The 23107-nt window shown below is 61.8% G+C and carries 21 protein-coding genes and 1 pseudogene; all 22 read left to right on the forward strand.

Annotated elements, in window-relative coordinates; all coding sequences use genetic code 11:
- Positions 1 to 19: 19 nt before the first annotated feature.
- A complete protein-coding gene (locus tag VGV41_RS16205; RefSeq protein WP_326864957.1) occupies positions 20 to 2302 on the forward strand; it encodes a GumC family protein in 2283 nt (760 codons plus the stop codon).
- Positions 2303 to 2328: 26 nt separating this feature from the next.
- Positions 2329 to 2928 carry a hypothetical protein gene (locus VGV41_RS16210; protein ID WP_326864958.1) on the forward strand — a complete coding sequence of 200 codons (600 nt, stop codon included), beginning with the start codon at positions 2329 to 2331 and terminating at the stop codon, positions 2926 to 2928.
- A gap of 170 nt (positions 2929 to 3098) precedes the next feature.
- Positions 3099 to 3647: pseudogene (locus VGV41_RS16215) on the forward strand (polysaccharide biosynthesis protein); the annotation flags it as partial.
- 101 nt (positions 3648 to 3748) lie between these two features.
- Complete coding sequence (locus VGV41_RS16220) at positions 3749 to 4885, forward strand: glycosyltransferase family 4 protein (protein ID WP_326864959.1); 1137 nt, start codon at positions 3749 to 3751, stop codon at positions 4883 to 4885.
- Positions 4886 to 4887: 2 nt separating this feature from the next.
- On the forward strand, positions 4888 to 5565 hold the full coding sequence (locus VGV41_RS16225) for a sulfotransferase family 2 domain-containing protein (RefSeq protein ID WP_326864960.1): 678 nt from the start codon (positions 4888 to 4890) through the stop codon (positions 5563 to 5565).
- Positions 5566 to 5626: 61 nt separating this feature from the next.
- On the forward strand, positions 5627 to 6157 hold the full coding sequence (locus VGV41_RS16230) for an acyltransferase (protein WP_326864961.1): 531 nt from the start codon (positions 5627 to 5629) through the stop codon (positions 6155 to 6157).
- A 51-nt stretch (positions 6158 to 6208) separates the two neighbouring features.
- The gene (locus VGV41_RS16235; protein WP_326864962.1) at positions 6209 to 7771 is read left to right on the forward strand and encodes an oligosaccharide flippase family protein; all 1563 of its coding nucleotides are present in this window, start codon (positions 6209 to 6211) and stop codon (positions 7769 to 7771) included.
- Between the two features lie 95 nt (positions 7772 to 7866).
- Positions 7867 to 8736, forward strand: coding sequence for a hypothetical protein (locus VGV41_RS16240; RefSeq protein ID WP_326864963.1), 870 nt, complete (start codon positions 7867 to 7869; stop codon positions 8734 to 8736).
- A 25-nt stretch (positions 8737 to 8761) separates the two neighbouring features.
- On the forward strand, positions 8762 to 9004 hold the full coding sequence (locus VGV41_RS16245) for an acyl carrier protein (protein WP_326864964.1): 243 nt from the start codon (positions 8762 to 8764) through the stop codon (positions 9002 to 9004).
- A complete protein-coding gene (locus VGV41_RS16250; RefSeq protein ID WP_326864965.1) occupies positions 9001 to 9420 on the forward strand; it encodes a MaoC/PaaZ C-terminal domain-containing protein in 420 nt (139 codons plus the stop codon). The genes VGV41_RS16245 and VGV41_RS16250 overlap by 4 nt, the downstream gene beginning before the upstream one ends.
- Entirely contained in the window at positions 9421 to 9708 is a 288-nt protein-coding gene (locus tag VGV41_RS16255; RefSeq protein ID WP_326864966.1) for an NAD-dependent epimerase/dehydratase family protein, read from the forward strand.
- The gene (locus VGV41_RS16260) at positions 9705 to 11642 is read left to right on the forward strand and encodes an HAD-IIIC family phosphatase (RefSeq protein WP_326864967.1); all 1938 of its coding nucleotides are present in this window, start codon (positions 9705 to 9707) and stop codon (positions 11640 to 11642) included. The genes VGV41_RS16255 and VGV41_RS16260 overlap by 4 nt, the downstream gene beginning before the upstream one ends.
- A gap of 3 nt (positions 11643 to 11645) precedes the next feature.
- Positions 11646 to 12818, forward strand: coding sequence for a glycosyltransferase family 4 protein (locus tag VGV41_RS16265; protein WP_326864968.1), 1173 nt, complete (start codon positions 11646 to 11648; stop codon positions 12816 to 12818).
- 82 nt (positions 12819 to 12900) lie between these two features.
- Complete coding sequence (locus tag VGV41_RS16270; RefSeq protein ID WP_326864969.1) at positions 12901 to 14037, forward strand: glycosyltransferase; 1137 nt, start codon at positions 12901 to 12903, stop codon at positions 14035 to 14037.
- Complete coding sequence (locus VGV41_RS16275) at positions 14027 to 14818, forward strand: class I SAM-dependent methyltransferase (RefSeq protein ID WP_326864970.1); 792 nt, start codon at positions 14027 to 14029, stop codon at positions 14816 to 14818. Before VGV41_RS16270 ends, VGV41_RS16275 begins: the two co-directional genes overlap by 11 nt.
- Before the next feature lie 86 nt (positions 14819 to 14904).
- The gene (locus VGV41_RS16280; protein WP_326864971.1) at positions 14905 to 16116 is read left to right on the forward strand and encodes a DegT/DnrJ/EryC1/StrS family aminotransferase; all 1212 of its coding nucleotides are present in this window, start codon (positions 14905 to 14907) and stop codon (positions 16114 to 16116) included.
- Between the two features lie 163 nt (positions 16117 to 16279).
- Positions 16280 to 17851, forward strand: coding sequence for a GMC family oxidoreductase (locus VGV41_RS16285; protein WP_326864972.1), 1572 nt, complete (start codon positions 16280 to 16282; stop codon positions 17849 to 17851).
- Positions 17852 to 17853: 2 nt separating this feature from the next.
- On the forward strand, positions 17854 to 18483 hold the full coding sequence (locus VGV41_RS16290) for a class I SAM-dependent methyltransferase (RefSeq protein WP_326864973.1): 630 nt from the start codon (positions 17854 to 17856) through the stop codon (positions 18481 to 18483).
- Between the two features lie 53 nt (positions 18484 to 18536).
- Positions 18537 to 19820, forward strand: coding sequence for a hypothetical protein (locus VGV41_RS16295; protein WP_326864974.1), 1284 nt, complete (start codon positions 18537 to 18539; stop codon positions 19818 to 19820).
- 9 nt (positions 19821 to 19829) lie between these two features.
- Positions 19830 to 20630 carry a polysaccharide deacetylase family protein gene (locus VGV41_RS16300; RefSeq protein ID WP_326864975.1) on the forward strand — a complete coding sequence of 267 codons (801 nt, stop codon included), beginning with the start codon at positions 19830 to 19832 and terminating at the stop codon, positions 20628 to 20630.
- A gap of 65 nt (positions 20631 to 20695) precedes the next feature.
- Positions 20696 to 21826 carry a glycosyltransferase gene (locus VGV41_RS16305; protein ID WP_326864976.1) on the forward strand — a complete coding sequence of 377 codons (1131 nt, stop codon included), beginning with the start codon at positions 20696 to 20698 and terminating at the stop codon, positions 21824 to 21826.
- Between the two features lie 2 nt (positions 21827 to 21828).
- On the forward strand, positions 21829 to 23094 hold the full coding sequence (locus VGV41_RS16310; RefSeq protein ID WP_326865109.1) for a glycosyltransferase family 4 protein: 1266 nt from the start codon (positions 21829 to 21831) through the stop codon (positions 23092 to 23094).
- Positions 23095 to 23107 lie beyond the last annotated feature (13 nt).

Consider the following 23107-nt stretch of genomic DNA (forward strand, 5'->3'; position numbering starts at 1 on the left):
AACGATAGGGCGTCGAGACATGCTGAACCGGCTTTCGCCGAACACCCGGGTGGACATCGAGCCGCCAGAGCGCGGCTTTGACCTCGCCTCTGTCATCGGGTTTTTCTGGAGGCAGTGGAAGTTTATCGCTGCGATCATGGCCGTCGCGACAATCGCCGGAACATTGCAGTTGATTCGATCGACGCCGATTTATGTCGCCAGCGCGCAGGTCCTGCTGGATCCGCTCAGGGCGAAGGGAATCGGTGACGACACGTTGTTTACGCAACCGATCATGAACCCCATCATTTCCTCGGAAAGCGAAGCCGCCGTCATCCGCTCGACGGCGCTGCTCCATCGCGTCGTCGAGCGCGAAAATCTCGTGCGGCCTGGCGACCTGGAGGCCGGAGCGAATGAGACCACCACGTCCAAGCCAGCCCCCGTAGCGCCGGGGAAGCAGGAGAACTCCTTCATCGGTAAGCTCCGATCAATGTTTCCGGGCCGGCCGCGCGACGGCGAGCCGTACGCGTCGGTATATCCGGCGAGTGTGATCGCCGCGATTGCCAAACTGCGCGGCGCCACCGAAGTGACCCGCGTCCCGCAGACCTTCGTCGTGAACATTTCATTCAGTTCGCCAGATCCTGTGCGGGCGGCACGGATGGCCAACGCAATTGCCGACGCTTACATTCTCGACAAGCTTGACACTCGGTTCGAGGCCGCGCAGCGCGCTACGGCGTGGCTGAACGATCGACTTGAGCAGCTGCGCAAGCAGGTCCGCGACTCCGAAGCGGCGGTAACCAAATTTCGAGCGGACCACAGCCTACTGGCCGGAAATGCCTCTGCCACTCTAAACCAGCAGCAACTGGCTGACTTGAACGGCAAGCTCGTGGCTGCCAGGACAGAACTCGCGGAAAAAAAGGCCAGGCTCGACTTGCTTGAGCAGGTGCAAGGTAAAGGCGGAAACCTGCAAAGCCTTCTGCCCGATTTGGTGAAAGACAATCAGACCATCGGAATCCTACGCGCCCAACTGGCTGCCAACGCGCAGAAAGAGGCCGATCTATTGGCTCGCTACGGCGATCGGCACCCGCTCGTTATTAACGCCCGCGCGGAACGGCGCGACCTCGAGCGGCGCATTGCCGCAGAGATCCAGAAGCTGTCCGGCAATGTCAAGAATGAGTATGAAATCGCGAAGGCGCGCGTGGCCTCGCTCGAAGAGTCGCTGCGCGAGGTGACGGGTCAGGGTAACCTCGATAGCGGCACAGTAGTGACGTTACGAGATCTCGAGCGCACTGCGGCCGTAAACAAGGCGTTGTTTGACGAGTTCCTGAAGAAATCGAAATCGACGCAAGAACAGTCGACCTTTGAGCCGCGCGATGCTCGTGTGATCACGCCGGCGCTACCCCCCAGCGCTCCGACCTACCCGAGTAAACCCAAAACGATGTTGCTGTTCATGACGATTGGCCTTTTCCTGGGCACCGCCGGCGCCTTGGCGAAGGAATCATTGAATTCCGGTTTCACGACGCCCCAGCAGATCGAGGATGCTGTTGGGCTGCCGCTGCTGAGTTCGGTGAGCCGGACCGATCCGGCCGAAGTGAATGTTCAGGGCAAATCTATCTCGTTGCCGGAGTATATCGCCGTCAAACCCCTGTCTCGCTACAGCGAGGCCATACGCACGCTGCGTAGCGGAATACAGATGACGGACGTCGACAATCCGCCCAAGGTGGTGCAGGTGACATCGACGGTGCCGAATGAAGGCAAGACGACGATTGCGATGGCGCTCGCGGCGTCGGCGGCCGGATCTGGCCTCCGGGTCCTCGTCATTGACGGAGACTTGCGACGTCCTTCAGCCAGTAAAATCCTCGGCGACGGCGACGGGGAGCATTCACCCGGACTCGTCGATCTTCTGGTTGGAAGCGCGTCCCTTGAGCAAGTCGTACGCTACAACGAAACCGTGAAGCTGTGGTTCATCAAGGCGGGCAGCAAGACCCAAAATCCACCAGACCTTCTGAATTCCGATCGCATGAAGGCCGTGGTCGGTCACTTCAAGAATTCATTCGACTTCGTCGTAATCGATACACCTCCCGTAGGGCCTGTCATTGACCCGGTCATCGTATCGCAGCTCGTCGACAAGGTGGTATTCGTCGTCAGGTGGGCGGCGACGGGCCGTGAGTTGGTCGAGCGGGTTTTGGATAACCCGTCATTCCGCAAAAACATCGCGGGCATTGTCTTCAATCACGTGATCGATCACGAAGCGAGGAAGTACGGCAAATATGCCTACTCCTATTACTATGGGGCGCGGCAATACAAGAGCTACTACACGAGCTGACGTCGGTGCCCGGATCACTGCGCCATATGACGGCCTACGCGACTGCGGCTATAGCGCTGTTCGCCGTGGTCGAAGGCTTCAGGATCGCATCGTTCGCGATTGCGGCGGGGACCGTCGGTCCCGCGAATGCGGTCACGCGCCTCGCTGCATGGGACGAAACAATGGGGGTGATGGCTGCGGCGCGTCGTCCCGGTCCGCTGCGTCTCGATGCCAAGGATCCGGGTCAGCTCGAGCGCCGCGAGAGGCGTCTGGAAGACTATCTCGCGGTCAGACCAATGGCGTCTTCGGTCTGGCTGGAATTGGCAGAATTGCGCTACACCATGGCACAGCCGAAGAAAAAAGTAATAGACGCGTTGTCGCTGTCGCAATTGACCGGGCCGCTCGAGGGCGTGCTGATGTTTCGGCGCGCCACGCTCGCTCTGCTGATTTGGGGCGATCTGCCAAGCGATATGCGGGATCGCAGTGCTCGCGACGTGGCTTTAGCGGAGAATACTCCAAGCGAAGCCATTTATCTCAGGACCCTGATCGCGGGCCGGCCGGCGGCAGACCAGAATGATCTCCGCTGGCGGCTGCTCCAAATCGAGGGACTTCCTGAGCACCGGCTTGAATCGCTGGGCATGCATTAGCGACGTCCCGGTGCCAAGAATCATTTCACTGCGCCTTCCGCTAAATCAGGCATTTCTCGCCGTAGCTCCACCTTGTGATCCCTGCACAGACGTGCGGACCAGCGTGGCTGGCTTCGGCGCGCATTAACGCGTTCGGGCGACGATCTGCATTCCTGTGCGTAAGAAGCGAAATGCTTGACGGCTCCAGCATTCTGATCACGGGCGGCACCGGTTCATTCGGCCGCGAGTTCGTCGCCAGGACGCTGACCCAGTTCAATCCCCGTCGCCTCGTCGTTTATTCGCGGGACGAGATCAAGCAGTGGGATATGGCGGCCGGATACCGGAACGACAGCCGCATTCGGTTCTTCATCGGCGACGTAAGAGACCGCGCCCGGCTCGCACGCGCGCTCGACGGCATCGACTACGTTGTGCACGCCGCCGCTCTCAAAATCGTTCCAAGCGCCGAGTACAATCCGTTCGAGCACATTAAGACGAACATTGATGGCGCAATGAACGTCATCGACGCGGCGATTGACAAGAGAGTCAAGCGGGTCGTCGCTCTATCGACGGACAAAGCCTGCAGCCCGATCAACCTCTACGGCGCCACCAAGCTCGTTTCCGACAAGCTTTTCGTCGCCGGAAACGCCTATTCCGGCGGCCACGAAACGCGCTTTTCGGTCGTGCGCTATGGCAATGTCATGGGGTCGCGGGGCTCCGTCATCCCGTATTTTCTGTCGTTGCCGCCGCGCGAGTTCGTTGCGCTATATGTGCCCACGCGGACTGGCGGGGCGCCTTCGCGCACGACGGTGCCACGTGGTGCGAGCGGGCGTTTGGTGCGGGTGTGAGGCCCAAACGCGTCCTCTTTCCGCGCGCGGTGGATGCGGCGAATATCAATGCGCAAGCCCAGAACGTCCAGGCTATCCTGCGTGGCTGGAACTCACCTGAGGTGCGGCCGACGGCGATTTCGTTTTTGGAGCCGGCCGCTCAAGTGGCGGCCAATCCGAATGTGGATATCGTTCGCATCGCTCCAAATCGGCTTTGGCTCCACAGGCTCGTTTCGACCTACCTGCGCGGATTCGATGCCGTCTTCTGTCCTGGTATTCATCACTTTGCAGATTGGTTCGCGCTCAAGACGCTCGATTGTATTCATGCGCGCCCCATGATGATCAATACGTTTGAAGGGCCGGCGTGCAGTCGCGATAACGCGGCTGCCGAGAAGCTCTACAGTGAAGTGGCCGGCCATAGAGTCTACTGCACGCGAGTGCATGCCGAACAAATGCATCGACTCGACGCGCTAGATGAGATGTCCGATCATATCATCGCGATAACGCCCTTTATGGGACGTTTGGCGCGCTCTAGATTTGGTGAGAAGGTGAGCGTACTTCCGCTCGGGGTTGACACGGCGCTGTTTGCGCCTCGCGCCAAGCCATCGGCTAGTTCTTCTCGCACCCGCGTTGTGGCGGTCGGAGGTGTCTCCGAACATAAGCGCCCGGAAGCATTTATCGGCCTTGCACGCCGGTTCCCGGCGGCCGACTTCGTTTGGGTGGGCGACGGCGAATTGCGAAGTCTGATGCTGAAAGAAGTTCAGCGTTTCAACCTTTCGAACATAGGGTTTCCCGGCGCCAAACAGCCAGCCGAGGTGGCCGAGGAACTCATGAACGCCGACATATTCGTACACACGGCGAGGAGCGAAGGTTTCGGTAAAGTCAGCTTGGAAGCTGCCGCTGCAGGTTTGCCCGCGGTAGTGTTCGGATTCTACGAGACGCCAATCGTAGAGGATGGAAAGAACGGCTTCGTCGTTTGGACGGACGAGGAGATGGCGGTACGGCTTGGACAATTGCTGCGAGATCCGTCTCTCGCCATGCGGATGGGAGCCGCCGGCCGCGCGATGGCGGAGAAATGGGATTGGCTTGATCTTGCTCCGCGGTGGGAGCGCAAGATTGTCGATCTCGTCTGCAACGGGGAGCGCCGCAGATAAAAATGCTGCAGATCTTGCGCCAATCAAATCCGGACGTGCCCCGCCGTGTCGGCGAGCAGCCGAAGGGCGCGATAGAGACGGCGCGGATGAGAATAGCGGACTTGCGAGGGAGGGGGGTTTACAGCGGTTACCCGAACGCAAGCCGAAGTATATTTATTCATATTCCGAAGACTGCTGGCACGAGTGTCGCTCGAGCGCTCAATGTCGAGCCTGACAGCCCCACGCCGTACTACCAGTATCTTCGCGCGAGTCCGTCGAAATTCAGAAAGTTCTTCAAGTTCGCGTTCGTTCGTAATCCGTGGGACAGACTGGGTTCTGCGTTTTTTTATTTGAAGCGTGAAGGCGCCAATCTGGCCGCAGAGTCTGATAATTTCCGAATTTGGTGGGAAGCGAATTTCGTTCCGTATAAGGACCTCGAGGATCTTGTCTGCAATTGGCTGACCCCGGGAAATGCGAGGACCGACGTGCACTTTGCACCGCAGTCGTGCTTTATTTGCGATCCGTCTGGCCGTGTAATGGTGGATTTTGTCGGCCGTTTTGAGACCATCGATCGCGATTTCGAATTCATTGCCCGGCGTTTGGGAACGGATGTTCGCTTGCCGGTCACCAACCAAAGCGGCCACCAATCCTATCAGCAATATTTTACGCCTCGTATGAACGTTTTGATTCAGGAGGTGTAGGCGGGCGATTGCAGGATTTTCGGTTACGCAAATCCCTTTGTTGGTTCGTGATGGTGCCGCGATGATCCGCTCTATCGCCCGCAGGCTGATCCGTGGGCTTAGGGGTTTCGTCAGCGAACCCATAGAGCAGGCGTCGATCCCAGGTTATGTCAACCTGAATGCCTGCGCTGCCGTGATCGTCCGCTATAGAAGGCTCGGTGCACGGATAGGCGAAGGTGTTCGTCTCTTCGGTGAAATCGACAGTGTAAACCCGCATCTTATCTCGATCGGGGATCATTCGGTCATCGGGCGAAACTCGATCCTTCTTGCGCATTGCCCGATCAAGGGGCCGCGCGGCGTCACAGTTGGTCGCTTTGTCTATATGGGCTTTGGTGCGATCATACTTCCAGGGGTCACGCTCGGTGATCATTGCGTTGTTGGAGCGGGCGCGGTGGTGACTAAGTCGGCGCCTTCCGAGAGCATCCTTGTCGGAAATCCGGCGCGCATCCTTCGTTCGCTGACCGTTGCTGAAAAGAAAGGCCTTGTTGACGCGCTGACCGAAGGCCGAGCTGTCGGGTGGGATCCGGTCAGACCCGGCGTGGTCAAAAATTGAAGGCCTTGGTCAGGCCATTGGCCTCCACACGCAAGCTCTGATGCTGCACTGATGGACCAATCCGCCCCCAGTGATGTGTCCGACGTCGGACCGGCTGCCGCGGGCACCGAAGCCTGCCGCGACATGGCGCCGGTATCGCGCCGTCTGGGCGTTGCAACGCTCTACGTGCTGCTAGGCAACGTGTTCACATTGCTGGTGGGCTTTCCGCTCCAGATTTACGTGACGCGTGTGCTCGGAGCGGAAGGTGTCGGTACCTTCGGCCTGCTCGAGGCGGCCGCCGCCAGCGCGGCGGGCTTCCTTGGCTTTGGCATCGCGCCGACCGCCATGCGTTTTTTGCCCGCACATCTGGAGCGTGCCGAATATGGCGAGGCGCGCGGCCTGGTGCGCATCGGCGGGCCGCTGCTCGCCGCAATCGGCTTCGCGGCCTATGTCGTATTGCTGTTGCTGCTGCCGGTGAGCGATAGCGTCTGGCCGGCATTTACGCCTTATCGAATGGAAGCCGCGATCATGGGGCTATTCGTCCCGCTCGGTCTCTGCATCCATTTCCTTCAGCAAAGCCTGCGCGGTCTGCAGGAAGTCAGGCAGGTCATCCTCGGTTCGTCCGTTCTGCAACTGACGCTCAAGGCGCTGCTCGTCCTGGCCGCGTTCGCGCTCGGCTTGCGACTCACCGGCTACATCTTGGCCGCGGTGTGTTCGATATTTATTGCAACGCTATGGCTGCTCTTCGTGCTCTGGGCACGGCTGCGCGCGCTGCCCAAGGCGGCGCCGACGAGCACGAGCTATCCGCAATGGTCTCACTATGCGCTCATCAGCTATTTTGGGGCGCTGCTCGGGGCGGCGACTTCGGGACTCGACCGCTTCCTGGTCGGTAGCATGTTCGGGACAGGTGCGGTTGGCGTGCTGATGGTTGCCCGCACGCTGCAGGGCTTGCCAGAGCAATTCAACCGGATGCTGTTGATGGTCGGCGCACCGCTCTTGTCGGCGGCGCATGCGCGCGGCGCTCACGCCGAGCGCGCCCATATTTTTCATCTCATGACCGACTGGTCGGTGCGACTGTCGATGCCGCTCGTGCTGTTTCTCCTGATCTTCGCGCACCCCGTGCTGTCGCTTTACGGCCAGACCTTTGCTGACCGCGGCGGCCCGGCGCTGCAGATCGTCGTCGGTGCGCAGTTCTTCAGCCTGTTGTGCGGGCCGGTCGGCAGCGCCGCGCTCATGAGCGGCCTGGAGCGGGCATCTTTCTACGTCTTGGCCGTGGGTTCTGCTCTGGTCGTGGTCTTGTATTGCGTATTGATCCCGCAGTTAGCGGTGGTCGGCGCGGCAATCACGATAGCGGCGGGGGTCGTGTTTGCAAACGTCACGACCGTCTGGTTGGTAAAACGACGGATCGGCTTGCACTGGTGGGACAAGCGCTATATCGCCTGGCTTCCACAGGCCGCCGGAAGTCTGTTGCTCGCGTACGCCGGGCTGCATCTTCCGGTCAGCTTCGGGGCGGTCGGGCTGATCGTGATGCTCACGGCGATGTATGCGATCTCGGCGGCCATCAATCTATTGACAGGGCTGCACCAGGATGACCGAGATTTCTTGCGTATTTTCGTAGCGCGGTTTTTTCGGTGACGATGACCAACGATCTCTCGCTCCTGCAAATCGGCCGCCGCACCACGGATTGTCGCTGTCGCGTCGGTGCATGGGGAGGCGAGGGAGCGCCCTCTATGTCCTCCGATCTGACGGTGGCGCCGATCCGCGACGAAGATCTCGATGCTGTCTGCGCCTTCCTGCGCGAGAAATTCAGGTCCCGCTGCGACCTAGCGACGTGGCGCTTCGCCTTTACGCGGCATTGGTCGAAGGAGAAGCCGAACAACGGCTTCATGTTGCGTGCGGGCGGCGAGATCGTCGGCGTGCTGGGCGCGATCTATTCCGACCAGAGGATCGGCGGGCGGGTCGAGAAATTCTGCAACATGACGAGTTGGTATGTTGTCGATGAGCACCGCAGCCGCGGGCTGCTGCTGATGGTCGCGCTCATCCGCCAGGAGGGGCTTACCTTCACCAATCTGTCGGCGAGCCCGGCGGTCGAGGAGATTCTCACCCGCATGGGCTTCACGCCGCTAGCGCGCGACATTGTTTCGGTGGCCAACGTCGCGTTGCCGTTCCGGCTGCCGTCGCGAGTGCGGCTGCTGGACGATGCCGACGCCGTCGCGCGTGTCCTGCCGCCGGAGCGGGCGCAAATCTGCCGCGACCACAAGGATTGCCGCATCAGCCAGGTCGCCATCGGCTCCGACGAGGATGGCTATTGCCACGTTATGTTCAGCCGCTGCGGATGCCGGCGTACTCCGTGCGTCATTGTGCACGATCTGGCTTCGCCGCAATTGCTGGCGAGGTTCTGGACGCATTTCGCCGCCTATGCTCTCTACCGCACCGGCGCGCTGGTCACGCGTATCGAGACGAGGCTGCTCGAGGGCGCAAGGTGGCCGCTGGCGATTGCGATGAAGAGCCGCTCCGGCGCGTTGTTTCTCAGCCGGACGGTCGGCGCCGATGCGATATCGCGCCGCTACACCGAAGCGATGAATCTTACCGGTTGCTGAGACGATTTTTCGATTGGGGATGCAAGTGGCGCCCGAAGCGATTTACGCGAAGCTGACGCCTGTGTTCTGCGAAGTGTTCGATAATGACGGGATCGTGCTCAGACCGGAGACGACTGCCAGCGACATCGCAGGTTGGGACAGTGTCAACCACATCCGCCTGATCGTCTCGATCGAAGCAGAGTTCGACGTTCGCTTCACGATAGACGAGATGGTAACCGTCAGCAATGTCGGGGATTTCGTGGGCTTGATCGAGAAGAAGCTGTCATGAGCCCGGCCGCGGTATTGGCTCTCGCGGATCTGCGTGAGGGCATGACGGCCGGCTTCGATTTCACTATCGATGATGCGGACATGGAAGCATTCGCGGTGCTGTCGGGCGATCGCAATCCGCTTCATGGCGATCAGGATTTCGCCAAAAGCCGCGGCTTCTCCGGTTGCGTCGTCTATGGCGCATTGCTCGTTGCCAAAGTGTCGCGCTTGGTCGGAATGGATCTACCCGGACGCGACGCATTGTGGAACTCGCTGCAGATTCAATTCGTCGCGCCGCTGATCGTCGGCGAGCGGGCGCGGCTGGAAGCGTCCGTCACACAAGTGTCCGAGTCGACACGCAGTGCGGCTCTACAATTGACGGTTATGTCCGGGTCGAAGACCGTCGCGCGCGGCAAGGCGCTGGTCAGCGTGCTCTAAATGCAGTCGGTTCTCGTATCGGGCGGCAGCGGCGGCATTGGAGCGGCGGCATGCCGTCGGCTACGCGCGGCGGGTTATCGGCCGATTGTCGGCTATTCCCGCAACATGGACGCGGCGGAGACCGTTGCCAGTCCCGGTTTCACCGAGACCGCCATGCTCAATGCCTCCGATCCGCACTTCCTCGATATCGCGCGCGGCCGCGCGCCTTTCGAGCGGCCGGAGCACGCGGCAGTAGAATTCGTTTCGGCGTCCGCAGAGGCGCGGACCGGCGCCGAACGGCGGTCATGACCGGCCAACTGCTCCGCGACCTTGCATGGCTGCCGGCTCCACCGGCCAATTTTCGCGGCCGGGTGAAAGCTTTAGACGGTGCGCCCGCGGGCGGCATCGGGCGCGAGATACGGTATCTCGCGTGTCACGCCTTGAGCGGCAATCAGCTTACTGACCTTGCGCGCGCGATCGGCAAACTGCGCAAGGCGAGCGCGGATTTCATGCCACTCGCACCGCTCCGGCTCGGCATCGTCTCGAACGCCACGACCAGCCTGCTCGCGCCGGCTCTCGTCGGTACCGCGGCCCGTCACGGCTTCGCGCTCGAATGCGTGGAGACCGAATTCAATCAGGGGCTGCAGGCGGCGCTCGACCCGCAGTCCGATCTGAACCGCTCGAAGCCCGACGTCGTCCTCCTCGCCGTGAATTGGCGCGGTCTGCCACTGCATAGCGCGATCGGCGACGCTGCAGGGGCCGAGCAGGCGATCGAAAAATCGATTCGCTATCTCACGTTGATTGCCGATGCGATCGGCACCCACAGCGGGGCGACAGTCATCTTCGAAACGATCGCGCGACCGCCCGATCAGCTTTTCGGGAGCTACGACCTCCGCGTCCCCGGCACCGTGCGGCATTTGACCGACGGGTTCAACCGCGCGCTCGCCGATCGTTTGCGCGGCACGCCGCATCTGCTGCTCGACGTCGCGGCGCTCGCCGAGAATGTGGGGTTGGCCGATTGGCACGACAACACGGTGTGGTATGCCGCGAAGCTCGCTTTCTGTCAGCGCTTGCTGCCTCTTTATGCAGATCACGTCGCGCGTGTGCTGGCCAGCCTGCGGGGAATGAGCCGGCGCTGCCTGGTGCTCGATCTCGACAACACGTTGTGGCGCGGAGTGATCGGCGATGATGGCCTCGAGGGTATTGTCCTCGGCGCGGGTTCGGGGATCGGCGAGGCGCACCTCGAGACGCAACGGCTCGCGCTGAAGCTGCGCGAGCGCGGCATCGTGCTGGCGGTGTCGTCAAAGAACGAGGACGGCATCGCCCGACGTGCGTTCCGCGAGCATCCGGAGATGCTGCTGAAAGAGGTGCATGTCGCCGTTTTTCAGATCAACTGGCAGGACAAGGCTTCGAACATCAAGGCGATCGCGGACAGTCTTTCGCTCGGCCTCGAATCGATGGTCTTGCTCGACGATAATCCGGCCGAACGCGAGCAGGTCCGTCAGGCTCTGCCGGAGGTCGCGGTACCGGAACTGCCGGCCGACGCCGCGCTCCACGCCCGATACCTGCTGGCCTCCGGCTGTTTCGAGGCGCTGTCATTCTCGGAGGAGGATCGTGTCCGGGCGGACTATTACCAGGCCGACGCCGCGCGCGCGGCGATGATCGAGACGTCCGGCAACCTCGACGCTTTTCATCGTTCACTCGAAATGACGGTCACGTTCGCGCCCTTTGACGCGGTTGGCCGCGACCGCATCGCGCAACTGATCGCCAAGTCGAACCAGTTCAACCTGACCACCCGCCGCTACACGGCAGCTGAAGTCGGTGCCATGCAGGGCGCCGACGACGTCTTCACCTTGCAGGTACGGCTCAGCGACAAATTCGGCGACAACGGCATGATCTCCGCCGTGATCTGCCGGCAGGTGGCCGACACGTGGGAGATCGACACCTGGCTGATGAGCTGCCGCGTTCTCGGCCGCCGCGTCGAAGAGGCCGTCCTGCGCGAGATCGCCGATCAGGCGAGACGGAGTGGTGCGAGACATCTGCTCGGCCGCTATATCCCGACGGCGCGCAACGCGCTGGTGCAAGGCCATTACGAGAAGCTGGGCTTCACGCGCGTCCAGGAAGAGCTGGACGGTAGCACCGTTTGGCTGCTGGACTTGGACGCCCTCGAGCCGGTCGATCTGCCCATGCACGTCGTCCGTCCCGTCGCGAGCGGGGCCGGCCAGCCGCTGGAGAAGGTCTGAGCCGTGAATTTGCGGCTGAATGGCGAGGCCGCACAGACGGATGCGTCTCTCGCTTCCGGCGCCCCCGAGGCGGCCGGCGTGCTGATGATTTTTCTTGAGCCGGCTCCGTATATTCGTGCCTTCGTCGAGGCCGCACGCCGGATATGGCCGGGCCGGATCGATGTGCTCTACGCCGCTGCGCAGATGACGCAGAACTGGGATTTCGGCGGGGGCGGCCCAAACGACACCGTGCTGTCTGCATCGCGGCCGCTGGCGATGGCCGAGATCAAGTCCCGGATCGCGTCGGGGCGGTACGCTCTGCTGCACCTAGCCGGCTGGGGGCACCCGCTGCTGTGGCGTGCCATGCTGTTCGCGCGTGGGCGAATTCCGGTGACGGTGCAGTCCGACACACCGGCGCCGCGGGGCGAACCGGTGTGGCGGCGGCTGGCGAAACGTCTGCTGTACGGCGTCTTGTTCCGGATGCCTGCCATGTTCACGCCGGCCGGCACGCCGCAGGCCGAGTACATCCGCTCGTTCGGGGTTCCCGCCTCGCGGATCCGCATCGCCCAGCTCGCGGTCGACGTCCAGGACATTCAAAAGGTCTTACGTATGCCCGGCCGCCTCGCCGCGGTGAGAGCCCGCCTCGGGCTGTCGCCCGATTGCGTGGCTATCCTCTATGTCGGCCGTCTTGAGCCCCACAAGGGGATTGACGACATGATGGAGGCCTTTACCGAGCTCGTCCGCGCCGTCCCGCAGGTCAGGCTTTTGATCGCCGGTGAAGGAACGCTTCGCGACCGGATTATTCACGCTGCGGTGGCGACGCCGTCCGTCCGATATCTCGGCCGGTTGATGGGCGATGATCTCTGGGAGGCCTATGCCGCCGCGGACATCTGTATCGTTCCGTCCCGCTTCGAGCCGTGGGGGCTGGTCGTCAACGAGGCCATGGCGGCGGGTCTTCCGGTTATCGTGACCGATTGCGTCGGCAGCGCTCCGGACCTCGTCCGGGACGGCTCGACCGGCATCGTCGTTCCTACCGCCTCTCCCGTCGATTTCACTCGCGCCATGGCCAAGCTGAGCATGCAGCCGGAGCTGCGGCAAAGTATGGGACGCCTCGCGAGCGAGGCGATCGCCGCTTGGACCCCGGCTAACCAGGCCAAGAACACCTTGGCGGCCTGGCGGGAAGTGCTGTCGGCCTGACCGATTTGGAAAAGAGCAACAAAGTCCGCGTCGTCCTGCAGTTTGCGTCGGGGTCGGCCGGTCGACGTCGGACGAGAGCCTCATGCGCGCCTTTCTGAACGCGGCTTCGATCCGGGAGGGCGGCTCGCTCGTTGTGTTGGTCAAGCTCGTGCGTCATCTGATCGAGCAGCAGCCGCAATTGAAAATCTTCCTCGCTGCCTCTGAAGAGATTTCCGACGCCATTCAGCTGACTCGCGTCGTGCCTTATCCTGTCGCGGTCGCGCAGTCGCCGCGATCGATTATGCAGTGGTACACGATCAATCTGCCGAGGGCCGCGAAGAAGGCATCCGCGGATCTCGTCTTCTCCGTCACCAATTACCTGCCATTTCGCAAGCTGGCGATGCCGAGTCTTCTGCTCGAGCAGCACGCGGGCCATTTTTCCAAAATATTTGACGAACTAATGCGGGACCCGGACATGCCGCTGCGCGAGCGAGTCGCCTGGGGACCCCGCCGGCGCTGGGTGCATCACTCGGTCGAGACGGCCTCGGCTCTTACCGTGCAGACTGCAGCGCTCGCCGATGCGATAGCCATGCAGACGCGTGTGTCGCGGGCCGGTATCCGGGTCATTCCGCACGGGCCCGGCTGGGTCGAACACCGTGCCGCGAGCGAACTTCGGACCCTGCGCAGTGCCGGGCCGTTCCGGATCGGCTACATCACCAAGGCAGGCATCCAAAAGGATTTCGCGACACTGTTTCGGGCTGTCCGGTCGTTGTCGGAGCAGGGGCGCGACCTCCGCCTGGTTCTGACGCTCGGTGAGGCCGATCCGGTGGCCGCCGCGAGTCTTGCCCACGCGAAGGCGCTCGGGATTACACATCTGATTGAAAACCACGGAGAAGTGTTGGCCGGGCAGATAACGGCGATCTACGACAGTGTGGATCTCTTCGTGTTTCCATCGCTCTGCGAGTCGTTCGGCATGCCGATGGTGGAAGCCATGGCGCGGGGCCTATGCATTGTTGTGGCCGATACTCCCGAAAACCGCGAGATCGTCGGCGGAGCCGGTATCATTTTCCCGCAGCGCGATGCCGAGACATTGGCGGCGACGGTCGCGCGCCTGCAGGACGACGATGCCGAACGTCAATCGCGCGCGCGGCTGTCCCTGGCGCGCGGCCGGGATTTTTCGTGGCGGACTGCGGCCGAACATACTTACGCTGCGATGCAGGCGGCGGTGAATGCCTCCTGATACGGGTGAACTTGCGTTACAGCGGCGGACGCGCGCGCATTACGAAGCGTATCCATTCGAATTTCTTACCCCGGGCGACGAGGCGAGCATCGAGCGTATGCAGCCGCCGCCGTTCATCCGATTCATCAGTCGGTATGCGGCCCCGGGCATGTCGGTTGCCGAACTCGGCTGCGGCCCGGGCCGCGGGACGATGTATCTTGGCCAGAATTGCCTCGACGTGACCGCACTCGACCTCAGTCGCTCGAGCCTTGAACTTGCTCGCAGCAGGGCTCCGCAAGCCCGGTACGTTGAGGCAAGCAATCTCGCACTTCCTTTTCCGGACGCCTCATTCGATCTCGTCATTTCTGACGGGGTCATTCATCACACGCCGGATGCCTACCGCTCATTTTGCGAGAACGTGCGCGTGCTGAAGCCCGGCGGCTACTACTACCTCGGAGTCTATAATCGCAACCGATACTATTATTATCTGTATACGTTTCTTGGCGCTCCGCTGCGGCAGGTCGAGCAGTTCCGGCTCGGACAAGCCGCGATCTATATGACCGTCTTTCCGGTGTATTATGCGGCGCATTTGTTAAAATCGCGCGGCAAGCGGACGCTTCGAGGAGCGCGAAATTTCTTCTACGACTACATCATGACGCCGCGGGCGAGCTTCCACGGCCGGGACGAAATCGAGGGTTGGGCGAGCAGAAACCGGCTGGACCTGGTGGATTACGACCCGAGCCTCGGCAACGTGCACGTATTCACGTTGCGCAAGCGGCTCGGCAATCCGGGGCCGCTATAATGACCGCGGTCCGGAAACCAGGACTCGCTGGACACGCCGCAGGGTCGTCGGGGTGGGCTCGGTCGTCGGCTGCGCCCGGTCGCGCGGTGGCCAAGCAGAGGATCAATCCGATCGCTTATTGGCGGCTCCTCACAGGCGGCTCGCCCGGCGACAAGACGCATTTCGTCTCAGCGATGGCGGACCGCTTCGGCCCGTCTTGCTCCGTGTTTCCGCTCGGGCGCGCGCGTGCTGGAATTTATTTGTTGGTCAAATTCGCCGTGCGTGAAGGCCGGCGCAAAGTTCTCTTGTCGCCGTACACGATTCCCGATGTGGTCAACATGGTTCTGCTTGCGGGCGGAGAGCCGGTTTTTTTCGACTACGAGCCCGGGAGCACGATTTGCGACATCAACCGGTTCGAATCGTTGATCGACGATGCGACCGCGTGTGCGATGATCACCCATTATCACGTCAACGAGCCCCGCCTTGCCGAACTGCGGGCGTTGTGCCGTGCGCGCGGGATATATTTGTTTGATGATTGCGCAATCGCGTTCGGTGGCAGTGTGGCCGGACGGCCGCTCGGGGTTCTGACCGATGCGAGCATTTTCAGCTTCTCGTCGTTCAAGCTGCTCAATTTCTTTTGGGGTGGCCTGGTCACGACTTGTGACGACCGGATCGCGCGGTTCGTGCGGGAGACGGTCGAGTCGTGGCCGCGTATGACGCGTGCGGATTACCGCGTTCCGGCCCAACGCTGCCTCCAGTACGATCTGGCGAGTCGGCCGCCGCTGTTCGACAAGATCGTTTTTCCACGGTTGCGGCGCCGTTCCCGTCGGTCGGGCGGCCCGGCAAGTATCGAATTCGCCAGGATCGAGACGGAAATGCTCGATCGAACGATCACTTCACGCCCGAGCTATGCCGCCTTTGCCGAATGGAATCGCAAATTGCCGAAGGTCGATGCCTGGCTGTCGCACCGCCGGACGATCGCGTGGGTCTATTCGCGGACCTTGGGCGACCGGATGGTCTCGGCGAATGCTCCCCGGGGGGGCGTGCAAGGCTCGTGTTTCGTAAATTTTCCGGTGCTGGTCTCGGAAGAGCGCCGCGACGCTATATGCCACGCGATGATGCTGGCGGGCTACGATGTTGGACGCAGCCTGTATCCAAATGTGCATCGACACTCAAGGTTCCGCGCATTTGCCGGCTGCTCAGACAACGTCGATCGGCTCGCTAACACGTCGGTCTACCTACCGACGCACTTCGGCGTCTCGGAAACTTATGCGCAGGACTTGGCCGGCACACTCTTGGCTCTGCTAGTCGACGCATGAGACACCGAGCGGAGCGGCGGTCCTGGTGCGCGCGACGATACGAGCTCAGCCGTGACCGCCCGGGACCGGTACCGGAAATTCATAAGAAAAATACTGGCCGCCCGGAATGAATATCGGACAGTGTCGCGTTCAGTCGGGACGACCGGACTCGAGCTGACTGATTATGCTTCTTGATTTGAATATAACCGAAGCGGGCAAGCAGACCGTCTCAGCCGACGTTGCAGTCATCGGCGCGGGGCTTGCCGGCCTTCTGCTTGCCACCCAACTTGCGCAGACCGGTCTCAGGGTCGTCGTTCTCGAGAGTGGCGCGCGCACACAGGAAGAAGACCGGCACGCGCTGAATGAGGTCGTTCAAGCCGCCCAGATTTACGGCGGCGCCGAGGATGGCCGCTTCCGTTGCCTGGGAGGAACCTCGACCCGCTGGGGCGGCGCAATGCTCCCGTTCGAATCCGCCGACCTAACAGCCCATCCTCCGGGGTGGGACGTAGACTGGCCACTGCAGCTTCAAGAACTCTCGGCTTATTTCGATCGAGTCGAGCGCCTGTTTGCCTTGCCCGAGGGATCATACAGATCCGAATGCAACCCGGACCTGGCAGAGGCTCGTCCGGGTTTCCAAATCCGGAGCGCAAAGTGGCCGGCGTTCCGAATGCGCAACGTCACTCACGTTCTCCGCGATCTCTTGGCTGGGGACGCGGGGCCAGAAATTTGGCTTAATGCGACCGCAACTGAGTTCGAACTTGATGGAGCAGGGACGGTCCAGTCTGTGAGCGCCGTCTCGCCTGGGGGGCGGAAACTGACGGTCTCGACACGTTGCGTTGCAATCACGGCCGGTGCCATCGAGAGCACAAGGCTTCTGCTTTTGCTCGACCGCCGGCAGGCGGGACGGGTCTTCGGGGAGAGCGGCCCGCTCGGTCGCTATTTCAACGATCACCTGTCGGCCGAGTGTTGCAGGCTTCAGCCTCACGATCGGAACGCCTTTATCGCCATGTTCGGCTTGCGTTTCGTATCAGGCGGGATGCGGGATTCCCGGATCGAGCCGACCGAGGCGTTGCGCCGGCGCCTTGGAATCCCGGGCGGCTTTGCCCACGTAACGGTCGAATCGATCGGCGCCGATGGATTCACCGCGCTCCGAGAAATCTACCGGGCAGCGCAGCGGAAATCCATGCCACGCTTGTCGAGTTTGGGGTCGCTGATCGCAAATGGCGATTGGCTTGCGCAAGCCGCGTACTGGCGGTTCGCCAAAGGCCGGCTGTTGCCGCCTCGCGATGCGGTGCCGCGCTTGATGCTGGTGATCGAGCAGATGCCGCACGCCGACAATCGAATCACTCTGTCGCCCGAGCGGCGCGATCTTTTGGGGCTGCCGATGGCGACGATTGACTGGCGCATCAGGCCGTCAGATGTCGAAGGGTTCCGCACCCTGCAGGATGCCCTGGTGGAGTTCTGGAGCAGCGCCGGTTTCGACTCGCTCGCATCGGCCAGCCCCTCCCCCTTCGAGGTTTGGCGCGCTCAGATGGAGGAAGGTGGGGTCGTCTATCACCCTGCTGGCTCGACCCGGATGGGACGATCGCCGGCGAACGCCGTGCTCGACAAGGATCTCCGGACCTTCGCCATCTCCAACCTTTATGTCGTGAGCACATCCGCTTTTCCGTCGGGTGGAAGCGCCAATCCTTCTTTCATGCTGCTTGCCTTCGCGTTGCGGGCCGCCGACAGGATCGCGCAGCAACTGAGGAAATGATGGTGAGCGTCGGCGAGCGCGGACAGGTTTACGACTGGAGTAGCACCCAGCCGTCGCAGTCGCACGCCTATGTAAGGCCGGCGCTCGACGCCTTACTTTCGTCGCGCACCTGGCCGGCGAGGTCACGCGTGCTGGATTTCGGCTGTGGGAATGGAGCGACTGCGCACTGGCTGACGGACAGGGGCTTCGACGTGGTCGGGCTCGATGTTTCGGAAACCGGGATAGCGGTCGCGATGAAGGCGTTTCCAGGATCGAAATTCTCGACCGATCTATCCGCGGAAAATGTGAAACGGCTCGGTCCCTTCGATCTGGCGCTGTGCATCGAGGTGATCGCGCACTGCCACGAACCTGCGCGCGAACTGGCCAAGATATTCGATGCTCTCAAGCCCGGTGGCACATTGATCCTTGCGACCCCGTATTACGGATATCTGAAGATACTCCTGCTCGCGCTCGCCGACCGATTGAAAGAACGCCAATCCGTGTCCGCGTACGCGACCTATGTGAGTCTGTTTACGCCGGACACGATCGGACGGCTCCTGCGCGAGGTCGGATTCGAGGACGTGCAGATCGCACACATCGGCCGCATCCCGACGCTGGCGAAAGATATGATCGTGAACGCCCGCAAGCCGTGACCGTTCGCGCCGCGGATCGACGCTGAGCTTACGATCGCTGCCTGGAGAATGATATGCGGATAACCGGTCGAACATTGCAGTTGGCGGCGTTCCCTCTCGCCCTGCTTGCCTTTGTCGGCATCGGCACGCCATACCTCGACGTCATCTTTACGCCAACCACTCGCTGGTTCTATCTACCGATCCTCGGACTGATGTTCGTCAAGTCCCGCCAGGCCTGGGGGGTGCTCGGTCGCACGTCCGGTCTGGCGGTGCTGGCCTATATGGCCTGGTGTTTGCTCACCACGGCCTGGTCGATTGTCCCCTCGCTTTCTTTGCTCAAATCTGCGGCGCAGGTGCCGGCGGTTCTGATCTTCCTCATGGGTGGGTATCTTTGGTCGACGCGGACGAAGAGGGTGCCGACCTTGTTCTACCTGGCGCCCGTGGCGGCGATCAGCCTGGCCTCCGTGGTGACAGGTCGTGGCGCGGACACCGACAACATTGAACTCTATTATGGCCTTACCGGGAATCCCAACTTCCTCGGGATAATTACGGCTTCCAGTGCGCCGCTTATTCTGTTTCTGCTCCACCGTTCATTTTACAAATCATCGTCCTTGGCATGGCGAGGTTTGACCTTGGGCGCTACGGTTCTCATCGGCGTCCTCCTTTGGTGGGCAGGATCGCGGGGTGGAGTACTTTGTGCCGTGGTCGTCGTGGTGTTGGGCCTCATGGGTCTGCAGGCATCGAAGCTCGTCACTCTGGCAGTGTTGGCGATCGGCGTGGCGGCCTCAGTCGGTGCGGCCGCACCGGAGGTCCAGGGGATGGTCTACGAGCGTCTGATCCTCAAATACAGTCCGGACGGAGACGTGTTCTACACGCGGCGCGACGCTTGGCAGGACTCGGAAGAGGGCGCGCGCCAAGGCGGCGTGATCGGTCTGGGTTACGGCGCCTCCTATGGGGACACGACTTTCGACGCCGATTTCTCGTCGGTCGGCTATGGGCGTGAAAAGGGAAACTCCCAACTGGCCATCGTGGAGGAGACCGGATTGGTGGGGCTCGCACTCTATGCGGTCGTCCTGTTCGCGATGTTCGGCGAGCTTTTCAGTTGCTTGTGGCGCCTTCCGCCAGGCGAGACGAAACTGGAACTGGCATTGACCACCGGGCTTCTTGCGGGGCTGCTGGCTCAGTCATGTTTCGAAGCTTGGTGGACCTCGCCAGGATCGGCCGGATCGGCGATATTCTGGACGACCGCCGGTGTGGGGCTTGGCTTGGTCCGGCAAGCCGAACTGGTCAGGCGACCGGCTGGCAGTCGATATTTCGCCCGGAACGCCTTGCGGTCTTCAGTTCGGTACGAGAGCTGACGGGCTGGAATGCCGGACGCAAAGATCGCGGCGAAAAGATCTCTCGCGCTGCTGTTTTCGCTGGTGACGGCTCCGCACGCGCGCGATGTCGTGCTGCTCTACCATTCCATTGGCGATGGCCCGCTGGCGCTTCCACAGCGAGCATTCGCCGATCAGATGGATTGGCTCCATGCCACCGGAACCGTCGTGCCGCTGATGGACTTGCTCGCGACGGATGCGCGACAGCGGTCGCGGGTCGCAATTACGTTCGACGATGGTTATCGCAGCCTGCACCGCTTCGCCATGCCGGTCCTTGCCGGCTCTCCGGCAATGCCTGCGGCATTCCTGACGACCGGGTGGATCGGCGTGGCTGACCGGCGCGCGTCGGCGCGCGAGCACGGTCATTATCCGGGCGAGCAGTTCCTGCTTTGGCGCGAGGTCGAGGAATTGGCCGCCGCCGGATGGGCAATTGGTCCGCACGGGGTCGAGCATCTTGACCTCATTGTCCAGCCGGACGATTGCATCGACGTCGAATTGAAAAGGTCGCGGTCAGCGATCGAAACGACGCTCGGCGTATGCTTGCCCGTCTTTGCGTACCCGTGGGGGCACCACTCCGCCCGGTTGCGCCGGCGCGTCGCCGAGGCTGGCTATTCGCATGCGCTTGCGGGAGCGCATGGCCCGGTGACTGCACGCAGTGATCGGTTCGCAATTCCGCGAATAGATGTCGCCCGGAAATACAGCCTCGACGATTTCAAGGCCATCGTCCGCGGCGACTGGGATTATCTCGGTTGGTATCAGCGGGCGCGGCTGGCGTGGCGAGCGGGACGGTAGCTGCTGCCTCGTCGGCGTTGCGGTCCGGCGAAGCGCAGAAGACTGGCCCCGCGTCCATCAGGTGCATGCGAGTTCTGGTCGTCACCGACGGGGAGCCTTGGTCCAAAGCGCACATCGTCCGAAGTCTCATTGAGCAAGGGCATCGGGTCGAGATATTCGTCACCGGCCCGGCAGTGGGCGGTTTCTACGGCCGCTCTCGGCAACTCGAGCGCATCGCGAAAAACCAGGACTTGCTGGACCACGCGCGGCGCCTGATCGAGGGCGAGGGCCTGGATCTGATATTTTGCTATGTATACGACGATTTCCTCACGATCGAGTATGCGCGTCGGCTGGAAGCGCTTGGCCTTCCGCTCGTCAATTATAACGTAGATATGATCAATCAATGGTACCGGCAAACGCGAACCGCTCCGTACTTCAGCCTGATGCTGTGCGCCCAGCGCGCAAATATGGATGGCTTGGTCCGGTACGGTGCGCGCGTTCTGTATTTTCCGATGGCGGCGCGAGAACCGCTCGCATCGGGAGAAACCGAGTTTGTTCCGGCCGCTCCGGTGACGTTCGTCGGTACGCCGATGGATTATCGCATCCGGGTTCTGTCCGAAGTCGAGCGCGCCGGCATTCCGTTGGCCGTCTATGGTCGCCTCTGGGCGGAGCAGCGGGTATCGCGGCCGGCGCGTAGCCTCGAAAAGACTTTTTCCGACATCTATCACTATGGTTGGGCGCGGTTGCGCACCGAGGGCGCCGCCGGGCTCTTTCGATCCTTGGCGGAACGAGTCGTGTTGGCGCCAGCGTCCGAGCGTTCGACCTTGAGCCGATCGGCTCAACACGGTTCGGTGCCTGAAGCGGCTCTGGCGGACCTAATTCGGCGCTCCAAAGTGAACATAGGCATCACGCGGATGATCGGAGAGGATCCGAACCGGCCCGGTATAAATCAAGTGAAGCTGCGGGACTTCGAGGTCCCCGCCGCTGGGGGCTTCCACCTCGTGGAGGAATCGGAGGATCACGCCGGGCTTTTCGAGATCGGCCTAGAGATTGAAACCTGGCGAACGCCCGCGGAGCTGATCGACAAGATCAAATACTACTTGGCGAACGAGAGTGCGCGTAGCGCCATTGCCGAGGCGGGCCGCAGACGTGTTCTGACCGAGCATACTTGGGCGCATCGCTTCGACTTTCTCTTTCGGCAGTTGGGCCTCGCGTGACCATGACCGAGGCGCGAGCGCCCGAGTCAGATCGGGCCGGCAGCGCGACTGCCGTGCTTGTCGTCACGCCATGGTTTCCGAACCGCCCGGCGGATTCCAACGCGGCTTACGTCTACAAATCGGCTGCCGCGATGGCACGACGCGGGCTCCAGGTTCACGTGGTCGTTTGCCGGCCATGGCTGCCGAGAGGCCTGCGTCATCTTCCTCCAGAGTGGATGCGCGGCGACGTCGAGCTCGGCGCATTTCAAGAATTCGGGTCGATTACATGCCTGCGTTACGCAGTCGTTCCCGGCGCGCATTTTCGAAACTTGAGCAACCGCTCGATCGATTTCACGCTCTCCCGTGCACTTGCGATGGCGCTTCGGCGAACAGGGGCTCGGCTTCTACATATTCACACGGAGGGCTTGTCGCCACCCGCCGTGCAGACGGCGCATGCGTTGGGGTTACGGAGCATTGTAACGCTGCATGGCATCAACACGGATCCCCATTTCTTGCATGCGGGAAAGCAGCGAAAACGAATCAGTCTGGCATTGAACCGCGCCGATCGAATCGCGCTGGTTGGTGAACCGTTGCGGGCGTTCTTCAAAGAATTGGTCGGATGGGACGACCACTTTCGTATAGTGCCTAACGGATTTGACGTCTCCGAACTTCCTGCACGGGTTCGGCCTCTGCTCCGATCGGATGCGCCAATTCGGTTCATCAGCGTCTCGAACCTGCATGAGGGCAAAGGGATCGATATCACGCTTCGAGCCCTCGCCTGCATTCGCGGACGGGGATTGCAAGATTGGGACTATACGATCGTGGGGGCCGGTTCCCAGCGGAGCGATTTGACGGCGCTGAGCGAGAATCTCGGGTTGACCGAAAAAGTTCGCTTCATTGGGGCGCAGCCCCCGCGCCGCGTGTTCGAACTGCTCGCTGATTCAGACGTGTTCGTCTTGCCGTCTTATCGAGAGGCATTCGGTATCGCTTACCTCGAGGCCATGGCCGCGGGGCTAGTTGCGATCGGCGTGAAAGGGCAGGGCCCATCGACGTTCATCGAATCCGGTCGCAACGGCTTCCTCGTCGAGCCGTGCGGCGTGGACGATTTGGTCCGCACCATCTGCGACATCGCGGGACGTCGCACGGACATGCAGGCCGTCGGTTATGCGGCGGCGGAGACCGTCCGCGAGCGATTCAGCTGGGATGCGCATGCTTCGTCCCTGCTCACCGTATACCGAGAGGTCTTGAGCGACCATGACCGACAGGGAAGGAGCGGGTCACGTCGTTAAGTCTGAGCTGTCT

Origin of the sequence: Pseudolabrys sp. (genome assembly GCF_035943735.1) — a bacterium.
Lineage (GTDB): Bacteria > Pseudomonadota > Alphaproteobacteria > Rhizobiales > Xanthobacteraceae > Pseudolabrys.

Coding starts and splice junctions, on each gene's coding strand:
- VGV41_RS16255 (WP_326864966.1), top strand. CDS start 9,421: ATGCAGTCGGTTCTCGTATCGGGCGGCAGCGGCGGCATTGGAGCGGCG.
- VGV41_RS16225 (WP_326864960.1), top strand. CDS start 4,888: ATGCTGCAGATCTTGCGCCAATCAAATCCGGACGTGCCCCGCCGTGTC.
- VGV41_RS16295 (WP_326864974.1), top strand. CDS start 18,537: ATGCGGATAACCGGTCGAACATTGCAGTTGGCGGCGTTCCCTCTCGCC.
- VGV41_RS16235 (WP_326864962.1), top strand. CDS start 6,209: ATGGACCAATCCGCCCCCAGTGATGTGTCCGACGTCGGACCGGCTGCC.
- VGV41_RS16230 (WP_326864961.1), top strand. CDS start 5,627: ATGATCCGCTCTATCGCCCGCAGGCTGATCCGTGGGCTTAGGGGTTTC.
- VGV41_RS16260 (WP_326864967.1), top strand. CDS start 9,705: ATGACCGGCCAACTGCTCCGCGACCTTGCATGGCTGCCGGCTCCACCG.
- VGV41_RS16250 (WP_326864965.1), top strand. CDS start 9,001: ATGAGCCCGGCCGCGGTATTGGCTCTCGCGGATCTGCGTGAGGGCATG.
- VGV41_RS16205 (WP_326864957.1), top strand. CDS start 20: ATGCTGAACCGGCTTTCGCCGAACACCCGGGTGGACATCGAGCCGCCA.
- VGV41_RS16275 (WP_326864970.1), top strand. CDS start 14,027: ATGCCTCCTGATACGGGTGAACTTGCGTTACAGCGGCGGACGCGCGCG.
- VGV41_RS16285 (WP_326864972.1), top strand. CDS start 16,280: ATGCTTCTTGATTTGAATATAACCGAAGCGGGCAAGCAGACCGTCTCA.
- VGV41_RS16240 (WP_326864963.1), top strand. CDS start 7,867: ATGTCCTCCGATCTGACGGTGGCGCCGATCCGCGACGAAGATCTCGAT.
- VGV41_RS16305 (WP_326864976.1), top strand. CDS start 20,696: ATGCGAGTTCTGGTCGTCACCGACGGGGAGCCTTGGTCCAAAGCGCAC.
- VGV41_RS16210 (WP_326864958.1), top strand. CDS start 2,329: ATGACGGCCTACGCGACTGCGGCTATAGCGCTGTTCGCCGTGGTCGAA.
- VGV41_RS16270 (WP_326864969.1), top strand. CDS start 12,901: ATGCGCGCCTTTCTGAACGCGGCTTCGATCCGGGAGGGCGGCTCGCTC.
- VGV41_RS16310 (WP_326865109.1), top strand. CDS start 21,829: ATGACCGAGGCGCGAGCGCCCGAGTCAGATCGGGCCGGCAGCGCGACT.
- VGV41_RS16300 (WP_326864975.1), top strand. CDS start 19,830: ATGCCGGACGCAAAGATCGCGGCGAAAAGATCTCTCGCGCTGCTGTTT.